The organism is Blautia sp. BIOML-A1 (assembly GCF_009883055.1).
GTDB lineage: Bacteria > Bacillota > Clostridia > Lachnospirales > Lachnospiraceae > Blautia_A.
Genome location: NZ_WWVR01000046.1, coordinates 1 through 17,705 on the forward strand (window position 1 = coordinate 1; position 17,705 = coordinate 17,705).

The following is a 17,705-nucleotide window of genomic DNA, read 5'->3' on the forward strand; positions in this document are numbered from 1 at the left end:
AAGCGTTCTTTTTATTTTTTGCAATTCATCTCCCACCTGTAGAGGAAGGAGAATTCTTGCTATATATTATGTTAAAAAATGTTATAATTTTAACATTTGATTTATCAAAATCTTTACTTGTACATTAAAAATAATGTGTTAGAATAGAGGTGTATTTTTTAGGTAAAGAAAAGTAGGAGGAAATTTATGCGCAAAACAAAAATTATCTGTACCCTTGGTCCGTCTACTGACCAGGACGGTGTTCTGGAAAAACTCGTTAAAGAAGGAATGAACGTTGCACGTTTCAACTTCTCCCATGGTTTACACGATGAGCAAAAAGGTCGTATTGATAGCTTAAAAGAAATTCGTACACGTCTTGGTAAACCGGTAGCTGCGCTTCTCGATACAAAAGGTCCTGAAATTCGTATCCGCGAATTTGAAAATGGCAAGATCACTCTGAAGGCAGGCCAGGAATTCACCTTAACCGCAGAGGAAATCGTAGGAAATGAAAATATCGTTTCCGTTACCTATAAGGAATTATATAAAGATGTCAAACCAGGCAACAGCATTCTGATCGATGATGGTCTGATTGGACTTGAAGTTAAGAAGATTAAAGGTCAGGACATTATCTGTAAGGTAGTAAATGGTGGTGTTCTCGGCAACAAAAAAGGTGTCAACCTTCCTGGCGTAGAAGTAAACATGCCATTCATCAGCCCTAAGGATCATGATGATATCCTCTTTGGTATCAAGGAAGGCTATGATTTCATCGCTGCTTCTTTCACCAGAACAGCAGCCGATGTCAAGGAAATTCGTGATATCCTTGAGAAAAACGGTGGACAGGAGATCAAGATCATCGCCAAGATCGAGAACCAGCAGGGTGTTGACAACATCGACAGCATCATTGAAGCTGCTGACGGTATCATGATCGCCCGTGGTGACATGGGTGTTGAGATCCCGCTTGAGGATGTTCCGGTTATCCAGAAGGATATCATTGCCAAAGTATACACTGCGGGAAAACAGGTTATCACAGCTACTCAGATGCTGGATTCCATGATCAAAAACCCGCGTCCGACACGTGCAGAGACCACGGACGTTGCCAATGCGATCTATCAGGGAACAAGTGCGATCATGCTTTCCGGTGAAACTGCTGCAGGTAAATATCCCGTAGAAGCACTCAAGACTATGGTCAAGATCGCAGTTCGTACGGAAGCTGATATTGACTTTAATCAGCAGTTCAGTGTTCGCACCAAAGAGCACGCTACAAATGTAACCACAGCAATTTCTCATGCAACCTGTATGACAGCAATCGATCTGAATGCCAAGGCCATCATTGCAGTTACCCGTTCCGGTAATACTGCTCGTATGGTTTCCAAATATCGTCCGGGATGTCCGATCATCGCATGTACTCCAAATGAACGTATCTGGCGTCAGCTGAACCTGGTTTGGGGTGTTACTCCACTCCTGACCAAAGAAGAATACAGCATGGAGATTCTTCTCCTTCACGCTACAGAGGCAGCTGAAGAAAGCGGTTATGTCAAAGAAGGTGATGTTGTTGTTCTTACTGTTGGTGTTCCGCTTGGACGCTCCGGTAATACCAATCTGCTCAAAGCAACTGTTGTCGGCGAGTATTAAGAATTGTATACAAAAAAAGCCAAGGTCCTTATCCTCTGTTTTTGAGGATAAGGACCTGTTTTTTGGCTTTTTTTGTTATTTATTTCACAATTTTATTTCTCATATATCATTCTTATGATCGGCATCTGTACCATATCCTATTTATCTCTTTCCGGTCAGATCCTTAATTACTTCTCCTGCAATAATCAGGCCGACTACGGACGGAACGAAGGCTGTGGAACCTGGAATATCACGGCGCTCTGTACATTTGTGTGCTGCGCCCGGAGGACAGATACAGTTTGTACGACAGCTGATGGCCATATCCTCGATCGGACGGGTTGGCGTTTCCTGTGAATATACCACTTTCAGTTTCTTAATTCCACGTTTTTTGAGTTCCCGGCGCATAACTTTTGCAAGCGGGCAGACAGATGTCTTATAAATATCCGCTACCTGAAAAGCCGTCGGGTCAAGTTTGTTTCCGGCTCCCATACTGCTGATGATCGGAACACCGGCTTCTCTGGCTTCCATGACAAGCTGGATCTTGGCAGTCACGGTATCCACTGCGTCTACAACATAATCATACTGGGAAAAATCAAACTCGTCCCTGGTTTCCGGAAGATAGAAGCATTTGTGGACATTGACCTCTGCCTTTGGGTTGATGTCAAGGATGCGGTCCCTCATGACATCGACTTTATATTTACCAATGGAGCTTCTGGTTGCAATGATCTGACGGTTCAGATTGGTGAGGCAGACTTTGTCATCGTCGATCAGATCCAGTTTACCAATTCCACTTCGCACAAGTGCCTCTACGGTATAACCGCCAACTCCGCCGATTCCAAAAACGGCAACCCTGGAGTTTGCCAGTTTCTCCATAGCTTCTTTACCAAATAACAGTTCTGTTCTGGAAAACTGATTCAGCATTTATTTAATCTCCTTTTCTTTCTCATCCAGTGTTTCATTCATACTTCCGGTGCGGTAGCCCAGAAGATCAAGGGTTACATAGTCAAAACCATACGATTTGAGCTGGTTTGCGATTTTGGTTCTGTTGTCTTCCTCGACAATCTTTGTAATCTCATCCGGAAGGACTTCGATTCTGGCAATGTTTCCGTGGATGCGGACGCGCACCTGATGGAATCCCATATCCAGAAGGAGCTGCTCTGCCTTATCTACCATGCCGAGTTTTTTCTCACTGATGGTCTCGCCGTAAACGAAACGGGAGGAAAGGCAGGCAAAGGACTGTTTGTCCCAGGTAGGAAGTCCCATTTCTCTGGAAAGTTCACGGATTTCTTCTTTGTAAAGTTCTGCCTGACGAAGCGGGCTGCTGACACCAAGTTCTCTGACGGCGATCAGACCCGGACGGTAATCACCGTTATCGTCCATGTTGGAACCCTCGGCAACTGCATTCATTCCATTTTGGCGGGCAATCTCCCAGATTTTCTCAAAGAGTTCATGCTTACAGAGATAGCAACGGTTCTTCGGATTCTGGCGGAAACCGTCGATATCCAGTTCCTCAGATTTACAGATGATCTGACGGACACCGTTTTTCTCACAGAATTCCTTCGCTTCCTTCAGTTCTCTCGCCGGGAAGGAACAGGAACTTGCGGTGACTGCAATCACATTGTCTCTGCCAAGAGCTTCCAGTGCTGCTTTCAGAAGGAAAGTAGAATCCACGCCGCTTGAAAAAGCAACTGCAACACTTCCCATTTCCTTCAGGTTCTGCTGTAATACTTTATATTTATCATGGATATTCATTACTAAACGCTCCTTTTAACCTAGTATACTAGTGTGTATTATAGCATACTGCATTCCGCTCTACAACATAAAAACAGGCAGGAATTTTGCGCCGTTATGCGAATTCCCTGCCTGTTTTGACCATCTTTTTATCTTATTTATTACTCAAAATCAAATCTTTTGACTTCGCAGTTTTCCACTCCGAATGTCGCGTATTCTTCGTTTGTCATTTCGTAGAAATAGGACTGGATCACCCTGGAAATCCCGTTGTGTGCCACGAGGATATAGGTTTTGTGATTGGATTCTTCTTTGATCTCGTCGAGAAGATTGTAGATCCTCTGTGCCAGATGCAGCATGGATTCTCCACCGTCGTATCTGGTAATGAATTGCTGCTTTGCCTTCTGGAATTCCTCTCCATTACGGACAGTAGATTCATATTTGCCGAAATTCTGCTCGATCAGTCTCGGCTCTACACGTGCCGGAATTCCGGTGATCTCAGAAATATGTTTTGCTGTATCTGCTGCACGCATCAGTGGAGAATAAAGGATCTCATCCGCCTGGATCCCCTGACGCAGAATCTCATGTCCTGTCTCGATTGCCTGCTGATGCCCTTTCTCTGTCAGTGCAATGTCTGTCGCTCCACAGATCTTATTCTCTACATTCCAGACAGTCTGTCCATGTCTCACAAAATAAAAATGTCCCATTATATTCAACTCCTGCTCTTTCGTTTTTCTTTATCTTACCATCTTTATCCTGTAAATGGGTATCTCTATTTTGTTATAATGTTATAGGAAATTTCTATTGCCCTGTCATCCGTCCCTTTCTCAATAGCTCCGACGATTTTATGCCATCGTCATAAGCACCGTTCCGACGGTGATCAGGATAACTCCCACCGCAGATTTGCGTGTCAGTTTTTCGTGGAAAACGATCCAGGAAAAAGCGATCGTCACGAGAATACTGAGTTTATCGATTGGCACAACAACACATGCAGATCCTTCCTGCAGAGCACGATAATAGCAGAGCCAGGAGGCTCCTGTCGCGATACCTGAAAGTCCGATAAAAAGAAGCTCTTTTTTCTCAATATCCTTTACTTCTTTCTGCTTACCCTGGACAAAAACCATCAGCCATGCCATCAGAAGGACAACGGTTGTGCGGATTGCGGTTCCCAGGTTTGAGTCGATTCCTGAAATTCCAATCTTTCCAAGAATCGCTGTCAGACTTGCAAACACTGCTGACAGCACCGCATAAATAAACCAACTACTGTCTTTTTTCTTTGTGTCCTCTGTAACTTCCTTTCTGGAGATCATCATATAGGTACCGGCCGCGATCAGACAGACACAGCCAAACTTCGCCCAGGTCAGTCCCTCATGAAGAAAGATCAATGCCAGAAAGATCGTCAGGATCGTACTGGATTTGTCGATCGGCACAACCTTGTTGACATCACCTTTCTGCAATGCATGGAAGTAGCACAGCCACGATGCTCCCGTCGCCAGACCTGACAGGATCAGAAACAAAAGCGTTGTTCCACTGATATTATGAATTCCTGAAAAGGTCCCCGTAACCAGCACCATCAGCCACGAAAACAGAAGGACCACGATTGTCCTCACTGCTGTCGCCACATCAGAATCCGTTTTCTGGATTCCACACTTCGCAAGAATCGCTGTGATTCCCGCAAAAAAAGAAGATCCTACTGCGAATAAGATCCACATAAACAATCCCCCCTCTTTATTCATTTTATCTGCAAAAAGAGCAGGTCTCTGCCCGCTCTCTGCTAATCAATCCTTATTAATCCTCATCAAAGTTTACTGCGTAAACTCCCTCTGGAAGTCTCATTGTAAGGATTCCAAGATTAAATTCATGATCCATAACTGTGATATGATACTCAAAGATCACATCATCCTCAAACTTGGAAAGTAACACATAAGTACCATTTTCCTTGCCGTCGATCTGGTCACAGATGTCCTCGTAGACTGCTTCTCCGGAAATCTCTCTCGGATAGCCTGATGACTTGATCTTCTCCTCGATTGCCTGATATAATTCTTCCATTTGTGCATCTCCCTTCAGTAGCAGATTCCGAATCGCCGCTCATTCTCATCCAGAGAAATCCTCCGTCTTCGGATATCATCAATCTCTATATAACGGTCATTGTAAAGTGCCTGAATGATCTTGTCAATATCTTCCTCAAGCCCCTGCAATTCTGCCGAAACAGAACCGTCATATTCGTTCCTCGCCCATCCGGTCACGGTGTACATCTGGGCCAGGTATCCTAATTTATACCGGAATCCAACACCCTGGACCCGTCCATAAAAACTGATCGCTTCTCTGATTTTCTGCATGGTTTTTCCTCCATGGTTATTTTAACTCCAAACCATGAGAAAATCCAGTCCTAATGCTTCACCTCGCTATCTGTGAGCGGCAATCCGAAAGCTGCCTCTTCGATTCCGCTGAACTTCCAGATTCCTCCTGTAGATCTCCACAATATTTAAAATTCCAAGAACCAGCACTGACACACATCCGCTCACTGGGATAAACGACACATGTCCAAAAAAATCCATGAACGGATTATACCAGCCCGCATATTACTGCCGTATGAAATAAAATCTGTTTTATGAGTCTCATCCTGCGGATCTTGTAATTTATGATCCACACGCCCAGAAGGATCAGTGCTGCTATGACGATGTCCGTCACCAGAAGTATTATTTTCTTCTTCATCTTTATGTCTTTTTCCCTGCTGTCAGGATCGTCACCGCCGTATGCGGAAACAACAGCATCATTCCCGAAAAAAGCAGATAATCCAGAACAAAGCTTGAGAAAGATGAAAATGTAAATTTCAGAATGTCTTTGTAGATCCTCAGTGAATCACGGACCGTCCGAAAATGCGAAGTGGAATTGTCATCATCTTTGTAGATGGTTTTGATCGGGATCTCCCTGATATGGACTTTTTTCTTCGCCATCGTTATCGGCACATTCATTTCGTACCCATACCGCTCGCCCTCGATCACAAGGAACTCCGGGATCATTTCTGTTCCAAAAGCCCGGAGACCTGTCTGGGTATCGGAAACTCTCACACCGCTGATCAGATGAAAAACACTTCGCGTCAGTTCATTTCCGATTCTGGAACGAGGCGGCATCTTGTGTCCCACAGAACGGACTCCCAAGACCAGTGTATGGCTCTCATCCTGTGCCGCCTCAAGCAGTTTGAGCATGTCTTCCGGGAGATGCTGTCCATCCGCATCCATGATCCCCACGACATCTCTGTGACTGTGCTTCTGCTCAATATATTCAAGTGCAGATTTTATTGCGGCTCCTTTGCCGCTGTTCTCAGGATGTCTGAGGATCACGCTGACATCGCTGATCTCATCAAAAATGCTCTGATATTCCTCACCGCTTCCATCGTCCACCACGATCATCCTGCATCCGGTTTCCCACATCTGCTCTACAAGAGAAACCAGCGTTCTGTCCGGGCAATATGCCGGAATGACCACATACGACATTTTTTCATCTCCTCTCGCTGCCTGGAAATTATTCTCCCAGTATTACCGGAATCTGAAATACCATCATCAATGCGCCTATAAAAACAATTGTCCCAATACTCATAGTTATCGCCTCTTTTACTTTCTTTGTGAAATTCCAGGGATCCCTTTGTTTTTTACTTTTTCCATGATCTTATATCCTATATATCCGGACAAAACTCCAAGAAGCAGTCCGCCCAGTACATCTGTAGGATAATGTACATATAAATAAAGTCTTGAAACTGCGATCAGGCAGGCAAGTATCAGTGCCGGTTTCCACAGTTTATCTTTTGAAAAATACAGTGCACTCACTGCTGTAAAAGACGCGGATGTGTGACCTGACGGGAAGGAAAAATCGTGAAGCTTCGGAACCAGAAGCTGAACCGTCGTATTCACATCATACGGTCTTGTTCTTGCAAACAGATTTTTCAGGATCACATTGCACAGTACTGTCTGCACGACCAGTGCCACCAGCATTACACCGCCGGTCCGTCTCGTTTTCGGTATTATCAGAAGTATCGCCGTTAAGATGATCCAGATAATTCCCACGTCTCCAAGTTTTGTGACCCCGACCATGATCTTATCCAGCACCGGTGTATGCAGTGTCTGGATAAAATCCAGAATTTTAAATTCAATGCTCATAACTCTCACTCCATTCCTTGATAAAATGCATTCCAAGAACGAGTCCAAGGCCAATGAATACAGCGACAAGATTCAGGCTTCCCAGGTTTAATGCCGGAAGTGCATTTTCCAGGGTAGTCGGTCCCATAATGATCGCGTAGAAAGAACCGATCATCATGCCAAGAATCATATAAACTGACTGTGTACGGTAATTTTCCAGACAGAACTGGATGAGTCTTACTACAGTTACTGCTCCTGTCAGTACACCAAGTCCAAAGATCATCAGTGCCGGGAAGCAGGCAAAATTCATAGACATCAGTCCTCTTACCGCATTGATCACCGGGATATACATTCCAAAGATCAGAAGCAGTGTGGAACCGGAAATCCCCGGAAGGAACATCGCTGAGATTGCGATCATTCCAATGAAAAACAGCTTAATTCCAAGCAGCGGTGACATACTTGCCATATCCGCTGTTCCTGCTCCGATCCTTCCGTTCAGCCAGGTGATAATGACTACTGTAAAAATACCCAGGCAGAGGAAAAAGAAACCTTTCATAACCTTTCGGAAGGACTGATATTCTTCATGAACCACTACCGGAAGAGAACCTGCGATAAATCCAATAAACAGGGAGCTTATCATATAAATGTGACTTTCAAACAGGGAAGAAAGTGCGAGGACTGCCATTCCCATTCCGATCAGCCATCCGATCCCCAGTTTGAACAGATATCGGAATGCCTGTTTTTTCTGTCTCATTTTGCCAAATACCAGATTATTGATGGAACCGATGAACTGGTCATAAAATCCCATGATAAATGCGATTGTTCCTCCGGAAACTCCCGGAACACTATCAGCCAGCGCCATACAAAAACCATGAACTCCTTCTTTTATCATAACAAAAAAACCTCCTCTTTGCTTATGCAATTATCCTAACAGACTGCATTAAACAAAAAGGAGATGTTTTTCTAAACAAACCCTAAACTCTTTATTTATTTAATCGATATCCCGCGCCCCAGACGGTCTCGAGGATCTTTGGATTCTTGCTGTCGTCCTCAATCTTCTCTCTGATGCGGTTGACATGCACCATGACCGTCGCGCTGTCACCGGCATAATCAAAGCCCCATATCTTCTCAAATAACTGCTCTTTGGAAAACACGATATTCGGATGCTGTGCAAAAAATTTGAGCAGTTCAAATTCCTTGTTCGGGAAACGGATCTCCTGATCTCCCTTGAATACTTTCCAGCTGTTCACAAGGATCCTCAGATCCTGGATACGGATTTCCTCCGGCTCTTCTTGATGGGCGGAATCGGCACTTTTTTGCAGCATACGGTCATACTGACGGAGATTTGCTGTGACACGGGCAACCAGTTCTGCCGGATCAAACGGCTTGGAAATATAATCATCTGCGCCCATTCCAAGACCACGGATCTTGTCTACAGATTCCGTCCTTGCTGTCACCATCAGGATCGGAATATCCAATTTGTCACGAATCTCCCTGCATATCGTATAGCCGCTTTTGCCCGGAAGCATCAGATCAAGCAGGATCAGATCGAAGGATTCTGCCTCAATGATCTCATTCACTTTATTTCCATCAGAAAGAATCTTTGTCTCAAAACCGGCAGACTCCAGATATGCCTCCTCGATCATGCTGATATCTTCATCATCCTCAATGATCAGAATTTTCTTCCTGTTTTCCATGCTGTGCCATCCTTTCTCTGCCTTTTAATGGAAAATCCATAGAGATCACAAGACCATTCCTGTTTTCTGCACGGACATTTCCCTTCATTGCTTCTACAAGATATTTCACGATATAAAGTCCCAGACCGTTTCCTTCTTTTTTGTTGCGGGACTCATCTGCGCGGTAAAATTCTTCAAAGATATGCGGAAGTTTTTCTTCCGGAACTCCAACTCCATTGTCTGAAACAGTGAGAAGAAGTCTGTCTTCCTGTTCTCTCAGAGAGATTTCTACTTCAACTGGTTCCTGTTCGCTATATTTGATGCTGTTCTCAATCAGATTGTCTAGGATCCTCTGCATCTGCTCCGGATCCAGCTCGGTATAGAGGTTGCATTCTTCCAGTGTCGCACGGACTTCTGCCTGTGCAGGATCAAGGACTTCCTGTTTGCCGTAGACATATTTTGCAAGAAAATCTGTCAGATTTATCCTCTGGACAGATAACGGCATGTTTCCTGTCTCAAGTTTGGACAGATAGAATAACTGATTCAGAAGTGTATCCATCTCGCCGGTCCGCCGGTAAGCTGCATTCAGAAATTTCTGCTGTTTCTCCGGTGTTGAGGCGATTCCATCCATCAGCGCTTTGATCGTTCCCTTGATCGCAGTCAGTGGTGTACGGAGATCGTGTGAGATCCCTGCGATCATATCTGTGCGGGCCTTTTCGTAGCGCTGGTTTTTTTCCTGCGCTGCCAGAATGTGCCCCTGCATTTTGTTAAAGGTTGTGCAGACTTTCTCAAATTCTACATCTCCGACATAGAGGATATCTTCCGTCAGGTTGTTATTCTGCACCCGCTCTGCGCCATCGTTCAAAGCATCCAGCGGCTCCAGGATATGCCTGGAAAGATTCCTTGTAAATGCCTGGCTGACACCTACCAGCGCCAGGATACAGAGGATTCCATCTGCCAGGAACAGAATGATGAATTCATTTCGTTTGATCGTCCAGGTCTCTACCATTTCTTCCAGGCCGTCATCCCCCATAAGTTCAACGGCTGTATCTTCGAATTCATGCTCGATGGATTCGGAATATACCTTGATGATCCCAAGGTTCACGATCAGAAAGATTCCCAGGGTGACCAGGATCATCAGTGTATTGGATATGAAAATACGTCTTTTTACTGTGTTCTTATTCATGTTTCTTTCCCCTTTCCTTCCATATTCACTGCATTTTGTTTTTATTATAAAGGAAAGTCCTGAATAAACACCGTGAGAAAGTTAAACAAAATCTAAACTCTATCTCTGTAATATTACCGTAGTTTTCTCAGTTCGCCTTCGATCAGAAACACTTCGTCGCCCTCGTTGATGTCCAGCTCATACAGTCTGGCATCTTTTTCGTGGATGATCTTTTCTTCTCCTGTGAGATTGCTTTTGAGAAGTACTTTGTCTTTGATCTCAAATCCATCCGGCCGCCCTTCACAGCCGAAATCCGGTTCTTCAATATGTAAAACCTGAAATGTTTCCAGCATAGTAATTTCCCCTTTTAGATAAAAAACTTATTCTTTTTCTCCCTCATTTGCATCTTCCATTGTGATGCATTCCTGTGCCTGTTCTTCTATGTAGTGGAGACTCAGGACTGCCTGCGGCCAGTTGACATTTACAACTGGTGTCTTTTTTCTTTCTTCTCCTGCTTTGCGGATCAGGTCGAGAAGTTCCTTCAGTACTTCTCTGGTGAGATAGCCGCCGCGCCAGTGGAAAGTGAGTGTTCTGCCTTTCTTTGCAGCCTGCAGGGATCGTTTGTAGACATCTTCCTGCTTTGTAAAGGAAAGCTTCTTTTCTTTATAGTAAAAATGTTCATGATCTGTACAATGCGGTGCCGGTGCGATCAGAGGCTCATGATCCCGAAAAATACTCTTGTCATCCAGATTGAAATAATCGTAACGAATGTCCTGTATCTGGTCATTTTTGCCAAGAGTATTATCAAAGGTTGCATCCAGATGATAGTATACACCGCCAACTCTGACAATATTCCAGGTATGGCGGTATTTGATACCTTTATCTGGGTTGTTGCCGCAGATTGCGATCACACACCAGACTCCCAGTTCATCAAGCAGTACTTTAACCGCCTTGGCGATTCCCTCACAGACACCAACGCCCTGTCCAAGCGGTCCTATGATTTCATGGGAATAGGGTTTCTTGAGTTTATCGTAACGGATGTTTTCACAGATAAAGTCATGCACATATTTTTCCTTTTCCCATTCGGACAACTTTGCAGCTGTCCGTACAAGCTTGTCGATCCGTGCGGTCATTGCCTTCTGATGTTCTCTGATTTTATTTTTTTCAAAAAGATATTCCGGAATGAAAATAATATTAGGGGAGTCTTTGTAGTAGCGGTATTTGTACCCGGTTGCCCAGAAAATCTCCGGATGATCCAGCCTCAGCTGGAAAAAAACATTGTACAGGGAATCCGCATCCAGTGCCGGGATCTGAAACTCATCCGTCAGATTCCGAATTCCCTGCAGCATGGCATGATACGCTGCCTGCTTCTGTTTATCCATATGATTGTAGTAATACTGTTCCATCTTAGTCCTGTCTCCCGGATTTATTTCATGGAGTACTGCATCATCTCATAATGAAGGATACAGCCCTCATAAATCTCCATCGGCAGAAGTGCTCTCGCTACCAGTTTAAGTTCCTCCTCCGGTCTGTCCAGCCGCTGAAGCTGTGCATAATCTCCGTCAATCTGTTTTACTTCGTAATCACATTCTAACATTGTCATCCTCCCTGTTATCTATTGTAAATCGAATGCTTTTAGTAACTGCTGTAACTGTTTATAGTAACTTTTTAGTAACTGTTCACAACAACTTTTTATACTCTCAGTTTCTTTCTTATTTCGCGTAAAATATCCTTCGTTCTGAAAATAAACAATCCTGCCAGTGTCAGAAAACTGATTCCTGTACTTAAGACGGATGGCCAGGTATAGGTTATCATCCCTGCTGCAGTCAGGATTGCCGGAACACAGCCTATGATGGCAGCCTGTATCAGATAGTACAGGTATTCCTCTCGTTCCAGATGATTTATTTTGGCGATCACGGGTATGGAAGTCAGAACTGCCAGTGCCCCGAATGGAAAAACAAAGTCGATCGACCAGCCCCTCCAGCCTGTAAAATGATCCCACAATACACATAAAAACGTTATGATCAGCAGCTGCCACATCTCATTCTTCAGAATACTTCTCCGTTTCATATACGCCACATAAACGATCAGCCATGCACAGATGCATCCTGCTGCTGCAAACCAGAACCAGTTCAGCGTCTCCAGCATCAGATAATTAAGCATACCACAAATTACGGCAATCGCCAGGCACAGAAATGTGAACGTCTGCATCACTTTTAAGTCTTCTTTTTTCTGCTTCTCTGCACAGCCTGGAAATTCATTTTTTTCTTCTTTACAGGAAATCCCTTCTTCCTTCAGCATCCGGATAAAATTTTTCTGGATTCTGTCATCCGGTATTTTGGAGGTAAATCCAACCACAAACTGATCCTCATACGAACAGGAGCATACCTGCAGGGAGTTTGTGCTTGCGAAGACGCCGAACCTTTCAATATAAGCTTTATACTCCGGCGGAAATTTCAATATTCCAATATTGGAATATACCGCTGTAATGCTCCTGCCTCCCAGATTTGCACCTGCGATCAGGAAATATCTCTTGATTTCCAGAGGAACTGCTCTTACAAACGGATTTTTTTCCAGGCGTACATATCCGTTCATGTCCATCGCAATTCTGTCTTTCTGCAGTTTTTCTCTGAACTGTTCTTTGACAGATTCCAGTATCTGCTCAAAGGATGTATTCTCTTCAAATTTATATCCCACCTCGATCCATCCGAAGAAATTTCCCATAGACTGTGACGGAAAATAGTTTCTCAGATTGACCGGGATCATCAGGGTGATCGGTCGTTTCTGTCTATTCTTTGGAATCTCCTCATGAATTGCACAAAGTAGGATCGCTGTCAGAAATATCGTGATGGACACCCCGTAGGAGCGGGCTTTTGCCAGTATTTCTTTTACGGAAAAAATCACCTCTGTGATCTGCATATCAGAATGAACCAGCTTTTCGCCCTTCAGCTGTACTGCAGGTGGTTTTTTCTCTTTATTTTTGGGAATTTTGGAAGAATAATACTGTGAAAAGCTATCTTCTTCCTTCTCTCCCGGAGTCGCCTCATCTGCCATCTCAATACGCGGCAGCTCCACCTCAGGATGTGCAAGAATCAGATAATCCTGAACCAGTTCTGTAATAAAATTCATAGCTCCGGTTCCATCTGTGAGTGCATGGTAAACCTCAAAATTAATCCTGTTTTTGTGATAACTCACACGAAATAACAGTGATTTCTGATCCGGTATATAAAGCTGACTGCATGGCGGCTTTCTCTCTGGTTTTACCAGTGCTTTTATTTCGCGACTCTCCAGATAGAACCAGAACAGTCCCTTCCTTAAAACTGCCTGAAACAGCGGATATTTCTCCATTGTCTGATCCAGTGCAGACTGCAGAATATCCGGATCCACCTCTTCTTTCAGCTGGCAGTAGAACCGGAAAACCCTGCTGTCATTCCTGCCCGTAACCAATGGAAAAGCTATCGCTGCGTTATCTAATTTTCTCCATTTTGAATATCCTGTTTCCACGTCTTATCCGCTTCTTTCTTCAAAAACTTATTCATGATCTCAAAGCTTTCCTGCACATGAAGGAATCGGATCCCCAGTGCAAAATAACCGTGAAGTGCTTCTGGAATTCTGTAAACTTCCACATAATTTCCTGCGTCTTTCAGACGTTTACCGTATGCCTCTCCTTCATCCCGTAGAGGATCAAACTCCGCCGTCAGGATCAAGGTATCAGGCATATGCGAAAGATCTTCCTCCAAAATCGGTGCAAAGTACGGGTTCTGCCTGTCCTTCGGACTGCTCTCATACAGTTTGAGGTAATCTTCCATTTTGACTGCTGTGAGAAGATATCCTTCACCGTTTTCCTGTACGGATTTATATGGTGATTCTTCCGTATAACAGTTATTCAATGCCGGATAGATCAGAATCTGCTTCCGGGGCATAAACTCTCCACGTTCTCTTGCCAGAAGACATACAGCCGCTGCCAGATTCCCACCTGCACTGTCGCCAATGATCGTAATTCTGTCCGGATCTGCCGGAAGAATCAGCCTTCCTGTATAAAGTGCTTTTGCAGCCGCATAGCAGTCCTCCAGCGGTACCGGGAAACGATATTCCGGTGCAAGGCGATATTCTACTGACATTACGATATGCCCCGTGGACTGTGCCATTCTGCTGCATACGCGGTCATAATTCTCCACACTTTCTGTCACCCAGCCACCGCCATGAAAAAATAACAGAACAGGATATTTCCCCTTCTCTGAAACATCTCCACTCATCGATTCCTCATTCGGAAAATATAATCTCACCGGCACTTCATACGTTCCATTATACACTTTTGTATCCAGTTTTTTCAGAAATATTCGCATCGCATCTAGCTTCTTGATATCCGCCAGCCGCCTTGATGCTTCTACCTCTATATTTCCATAGGACAGTGCGTGTAAAATTGTCTGCATTGTTTTTGAAATCAAAATCTTTTCCTCGTTTTTCTTAGATTATTTTTAATATATCATATCCCTCATTTACACGCAAGAAAGGACGAAATTCTCTCGAATCTCGTCCTTTCTTTTAATCGTGTCTTTCGTCTTTATTATCGTAACATTCGCAGAATCTCGCTGCAAAAGCAGGTGATTCATTATGTACATAAAGATGTGAAATATCGCCGAAGGAATTCATTCTGAAACTTGCGATTCCTTTGCGTCGTTCCTCGGTTGTTACGGTTGTTACGGAACTTGGTGCAGCACAGGCTCCGTGCCAGAGTACCATTGGAGATACGCTCATCAAATGACTCAGGAGTACGCATTCCAGTCCGAAATGGCAGAAGAAAACAATGGTATCGTTGTTTGCTTTTTCGACTCTGTAGTAGTGTCCTTCTCTGACATAGCCATGTCTGGCAAGGAGTTTATCAAACTCTCCGGTAACGTAATCATAATATTCCTTTGCACCGGCTGCCTGAAGACGTTCGTTTTCAAACCAGTGATCATACTGATAAAAACGTTCATCCATCGTCCAGTCCTGTGGAAGCCAGTCCCAGAGAATAATTTTACGATCCGTCACATCCGGACGATCGATCAGGACATCAAACTCTCTGAGCCAGTCACATTCTGTCGCTGTACGGTTCATCTTTTTGAGAGTGAGAGAGGCTGTATCCTTAGCTCTGCCAAGCGGTGACACATAAAAATCTTTGATATCAAGTTTTGAAAGTTTCTCGGAAAGAAATTCCACTTCTTTCCAGCCTTTTTCTGTCAGGGAATCTATGGTATAATCCGGATCCCCATGGCGTACGATCAGTAACTTCATACTTTACAGCCTGTCCTTTCTTACTTTCTGCCGCAGCATTTTTTGTATTTTTTACCACTTCCACACGGACATGGATCGTTTGGATAAATTTTCTTTGTCGCTGCATTTGACGGAATAAATGATGGTGTTGATGCAAGACTTCCCATCGGTACCATGGAAGGCATAACTGCAGATGATGCTTTCGGACTCGACATCCTTGCGATTTCATTTGGTGTGTATCCACGGAAATCCAGCATTCTGGTATTGTTATTTACGTTCATCATAATAGCAGCAAATTCTTCTGTCTGTTTTTCTGAATCAAATACAACATTTTTGTTGTTGAATTCTTCCATAATATCTGAGAGCATTCCATCCATGGAGAACTCTTTAAATACAATGTACATCAATTCTATAACCTGAACTGTATTCAGATGAAGCTCTTCCCTCAGGAAATTTTCCAGTTTTTTGTATGATGGATCCTCAGATGGATATCCATGTTTTGCATAATCCAGAACTTCTTCCGGAGACGGCATATAAAACTCTCTGTCTCCCTGATACTCTTCAATTCTTTCATAAAGATTATCCTGGAGAACGGATTTGAAGATCATCTTGCCGTCACGCACAATGCACATATTATCGTTTTCTGGGACCTGTTCCAGAATCTTAAGAAACTCATCATAGCTCACTTTATATTCCGGTCTTCTGCGGTACATACGATATACGATTTTTAACGGTGCAATCGCATAAATAAATCCCAGCATAGTCTGACAGGAACGCATCCAGCTTACCTGCCTGCATAATTTATGGAATTCCGGAGTATTGATTTCTTTATATAAGGAAATAACTGCTCTCGGAACTTCTGCATGATGATCACTGTAGGAAACCACATAACCTGCATCACTGAGCCAGCCAAGTTTGATCCAGTCTTCTTCTGTCGCAGAGAAACATTTTTTGTCTAAAATTTCCTCAAATGCATCTGCTTCCCATTCATCTGCCTGAAGAAAAATCTCTCTCATTCCTTCCGGACTTAAGACATATCTGGCAAGTTCGTCTGCAAGAGTTTCTTTGGAGTCACCACTGCATGTGATGTTAAATTCTTTTACTTTTTCTTCAAGATCTTCTTTTTTATAAGAAAGAAGATACTCTTTTACATCCGGATTTCTGCTTCCTTCTTCTTCCAGTTCAAGCTCTGCCATTCTTTCTTCAATAAATGGGTTCAGATAACTATCTGTAAATTCCTTCATGATTGTATTTGCAGATTGTTTATTATGAAGCTCCTGACTTACCGGATTAGTGCTGATCATAAGGATTTTATTGTTTTCTGTATCTGCTTTGATCTCTTCAAAATTACGATGATCAGATTCTCCATCCTGCAGCCTGAAAGTATCTTCAAGATAAGTATTTCTTTCTAATGCATCTGTCCATATGCTTTCATCTTCTCTGCTTACTTCTTTTATGATCACCGGGAAACATACTTCTCTGTCACCATCATCTAATATTGCTTTCTTGACTCTGTTTTCAATATCCACACGATATTCTGGCAATTTTTCTTCTGCATGAATTCTGAAAGTAAACCATTTCTCTGTATCCATCAGATCATTTACAAACGTATCTGCCGCACTTCGGAAATCATACTGCCAGTTTGTAACAGTTTTGCCGCCTTCTGTCCATTCCCGAACATGTACTTTTTTCTGAAAAAATTCAAATTCATATAAAGATGAAGTTTCATATTCCAGAATTTCTTCAAGAACGACTGCCATCTGTGAAAATGTGATATTTGACGGAACAAGACATCGTCTCCAGATGGGGGGTTTTGTTCCTTTTCTGGTTATTTTTAACTGATAAAATTCCATATATTCATCCTTTACATTAAACTTATATTAGGTTTCTTATAATTATAAAGAAAAAAAACCAATGATACAACAGATATTTTATCTGCTCTAGCATTGGTTCTTTTTTATCGTATCTTCAAAACCACATACATGTTGACATTTAAGAATCATTTTAACCAAGCTTGTTGGTCAAGCCCTCACCCTATTAGTAGCAGTCAGCTCCATACGTTACCGTACTTCCACCCCTGCCCTATCAACCTCGTCGTCTTCAAGGGGGTTTACTCCTTTCGGATGGGATATCTCATCTTGAGGGGGGCTTCAC

General features: G+C 43.4%; 20 protein-coding genes and 1 rRNA gene. 1 reads left to right on the top strand and 20 read right to left on the bottom strand.

The genetic code is table 11. The features are described from left to right. Positions 1-186 precede the first annotated feature (186 nt). Positions 187-1,611 (top strand): pyruvate kinase, encoded by a 1,425-nt coding sequence (gene pyk, locus GT674_RS15100; protein WP_161286458.1) that lies wholly within the window; start codon positions 187-189, stop codon positions 1,609-1,611. A gap of 141 nt (positions 1,612-1,752) precedes the next feature. On the opposite strand, the gene GT674_RS15105 is transcribed toward pyk, so the two are convergent. The 20 genes from GT674_RS15105 to GT674_RS15200 all read right to left on the bottom strand — a co-directional run. Next, positions 1,753-2,511, bottom strand: a complete 759-nt coding sequence (locus GT674_RS15105; protein WP_161286459.1) for a tRNA threonylcarbamoyladenosine dehydratase — start codon at positions 2,509-2,511, stop codon at positions 1,753-1,755. Next, positions 2,512-3,342 carry an ATP-dependent sacrificial sulfur transferase LarE gene (gene larE / locus GT674_RS15110; RefSeq protein ID WP_161286460.1) on the bottom strand — a complete coding sequence of 277 codons (831 nt, stop codon included), beginning with the start codon at positions 3,340-3,342 and terminating at the stop codon, positions 2,512-2,514. 140 nt (positions 3,343-3,482) lie between these two features. Continuing rightward, complete coding sequence (locus GT674_RS15115) at positions 3,483-4,025, bottom strand: histidine phosphatase family protein (RefSeq protein ID WP_161286461.1); 543 nt, start codon at positions 4,023-4,025, stop codon at positions 3,483-3,485. Positions 4,026-4,163: 138 nt separating this feature from the next. Next, the gene (locus GT674_RS15120) at positions 4,164-5,030 is read right to left on the bottom strand and encodes an EamA family transporter (RefSeq protein WP_161286462.1); all 867 of its coding nucleotides are present in this window, start codon (positions 5,028-5,030) and stop codon (positions 4,164-4,166) included. Positions 5,031-5,106: 76 nt separating this feature from the next. Further along, entirely contained in the window at positions 5,107-5,367 is a 261-nt protein-coding gene (locus GT674_RS15125) for a hypothetical protein (protein WP_022215521.1), read from the bottom strand. A 14-nt stretch (positions 5,368-5,381) separates the two neighbouring features. Further along, the gene (locus GT674_RS15130; protein ID WP_161286463.1) at positions 5,382-5,657 is read right to left on the bottom strand and encodes an acylphosphatase; all 276 of its coding nucleotides are present in this window, start codon (positions 5,655-5,657) and stop codon (positions 5,382-5,384) included. Between the two features lie 226 nt (positions 5,658-5,883). Then, positions 5,884-6,033, bottom strand: coding sequence for a hypothetical protein (locus GT674_RS15135; RefSeq protein ID WP_161286464.1), 150 nt, complete (start codon positions 6,031-6,033; stop codon positions 5,884-5,886). A 2-nt stretch (positions 6,034-6,035) separates the two neighbouring features. After that, positions 6,036-6,815: a glycosyltransferase family 2 protein gene (locus GT674_RS15140; RefSeq protein WP_161286465.1), complete on the bottom strand. Its 780-nt coding sequence runs from the start codon at positions 6,813-6,815 to the stop codon at positions 6,036-6,038. Positions 6,816-6,932: 117 nt separating this feature from the next. Further along, positions 6,933-7,475 (bottom strand): phosphatase PAP2 family protein, encoded by a 543-nt coding sequence (locus GT674_RS15145; RefSeq protein WP_161286466.1) that lies wholly within the window; start codon positions 7,473-7,475, stop codon positions 6,933-6,935. Further along, positions 7,465-8,346 (bottom strand): DUF368 domain-containing protein, encoded by an 882-nt coding sequence (locus tag GT674_RS15150; protein ID WP_161286467.1) that lies wholly within the window; start codon positions 8,344-8,346, stop codon positions 7,465-7,467. Before GT674_RS15150 ends, GT674_RS15145 begins: the two co-directional genes overlap by 11 nt. Positions 8,347-8,437: 91 nt before the next feature. Beyond that, positions 8,438-9,151: a response regulator transcription factor gene (locus tag GT674_RS15155; protein WP_161286468.1), complete on the bottom strand. Its 714-nt coding sequence runs from the start codon at positions 9,149-9,151 to the stop codon at positions 8,438-8,440. Next, positions 9,120-10,316 (bottom strand): sensor histidine kinase, encoded by a 1,197-nt coding sequence (locus GT674_RS15160; RefSeq protein ID WP_161286469.1) that lies wholly within the window; start codon positions 10,314-10,316, stop codon positions 9,120-9,122. Before GT674_RS15160 ends, GT674_RS15155 begins: the two co-directional genes overlap by 32 nt. A 113-nt stretch (positions 10,317-10,429) precedes the next feature. Further along, the gene (locus tag GT674_RS15165; protein WP_192926053.1) at positions 10,430-10,648 is read right to left on the bottom strand and encodes a hypothetical protein; all 219 of its coding nucleotides are present in this window, start codon (positions 10,646-10,648) and stop codon (positions 10,430-10,432) included. A 27-nt stretch (positions 10,649-10,675) separates the two neighbouring features. Then, on the bottom strand, positions 10,676-11,701 hold the full coding sequence (locus tag GT674_RS15170; RefSeq protein ID WP_161286470.1) for a transglutaminase domain-containing protein: 1,026 nt from the start codon (positions 11,699-11,701) through the stop codon (positions 10,676-10,678). Between the two features lie 20 nt (positions 11,702-11,721). Further along, complete coding sequence (locus GT674_RS15175; RefSeq protein ID WP_161286471.1) at positions 11,722-11,892, bottom strand: chorismate--pyruvate lyase; 171 nt, start codon at positions 11,890-11,892, stop codon at positions 11,722-11,724. Positions 11,893-11,987: 95 nt separating this feature from the next. Beyond that, positions 11,988-13,799, bottom strand: a complete 1,812-nt coding sequence (locus tag GT674_RS15180; RefSeq protein ID WP_161286472.1) for a DUF6320 domain-containing protein — start codon at positions 13,797-13,799, stop codon at positions 11,988-11,990. Then, the gene (locus GT674_RS15185; RefSeq protein WP_161286476.1) at positions 13,766-14,728 is read right to left on the bottom strand and encodes an alpha/beta hydrolase; all 963 of its coding nucleotides are present in this window, start codon (positions 14,726-14,728) and stop codon (positions 13,766-13,768) included. Before GT674_RS15185 ends, GT674_RS15180 begins: the two co-directional genes overlap by 34 nt. Positions 14,729-14,840: 112 nt before the next feature. Beyond that, positions 14,841-15,572 (bottom strand): histidine phosphatase family protein, encoded by a 732-nt coding sequence (locus tag GT674_RS15190; RefSeq protein WP_161286473.1) that lies wholly within the window; start codon positions 15,570-15,572, stop codon positions 14,841-14,843. A gap of 20 nt (positions 15,573-15,592) precedes the next feature. Next, positions 15,593-17,404, bottom strand: a complete 1,812-nt coding sequence (locus GT674_RS15195) for an IS1096 element passenger TnpR family protein (RefSeq protein WP_161286474.1) — start codon at positions 17,402-17,404, stop codon at positions 15,593-15,595. Positions 17,405-17,568: 164 nt separating this feature from the next. Continuing rightward, a 23S ribosomal RNA gene (locus GT674_RS15200) occupies positions 17,569-17,705 on the bottom strand; the annotation flags it as partial.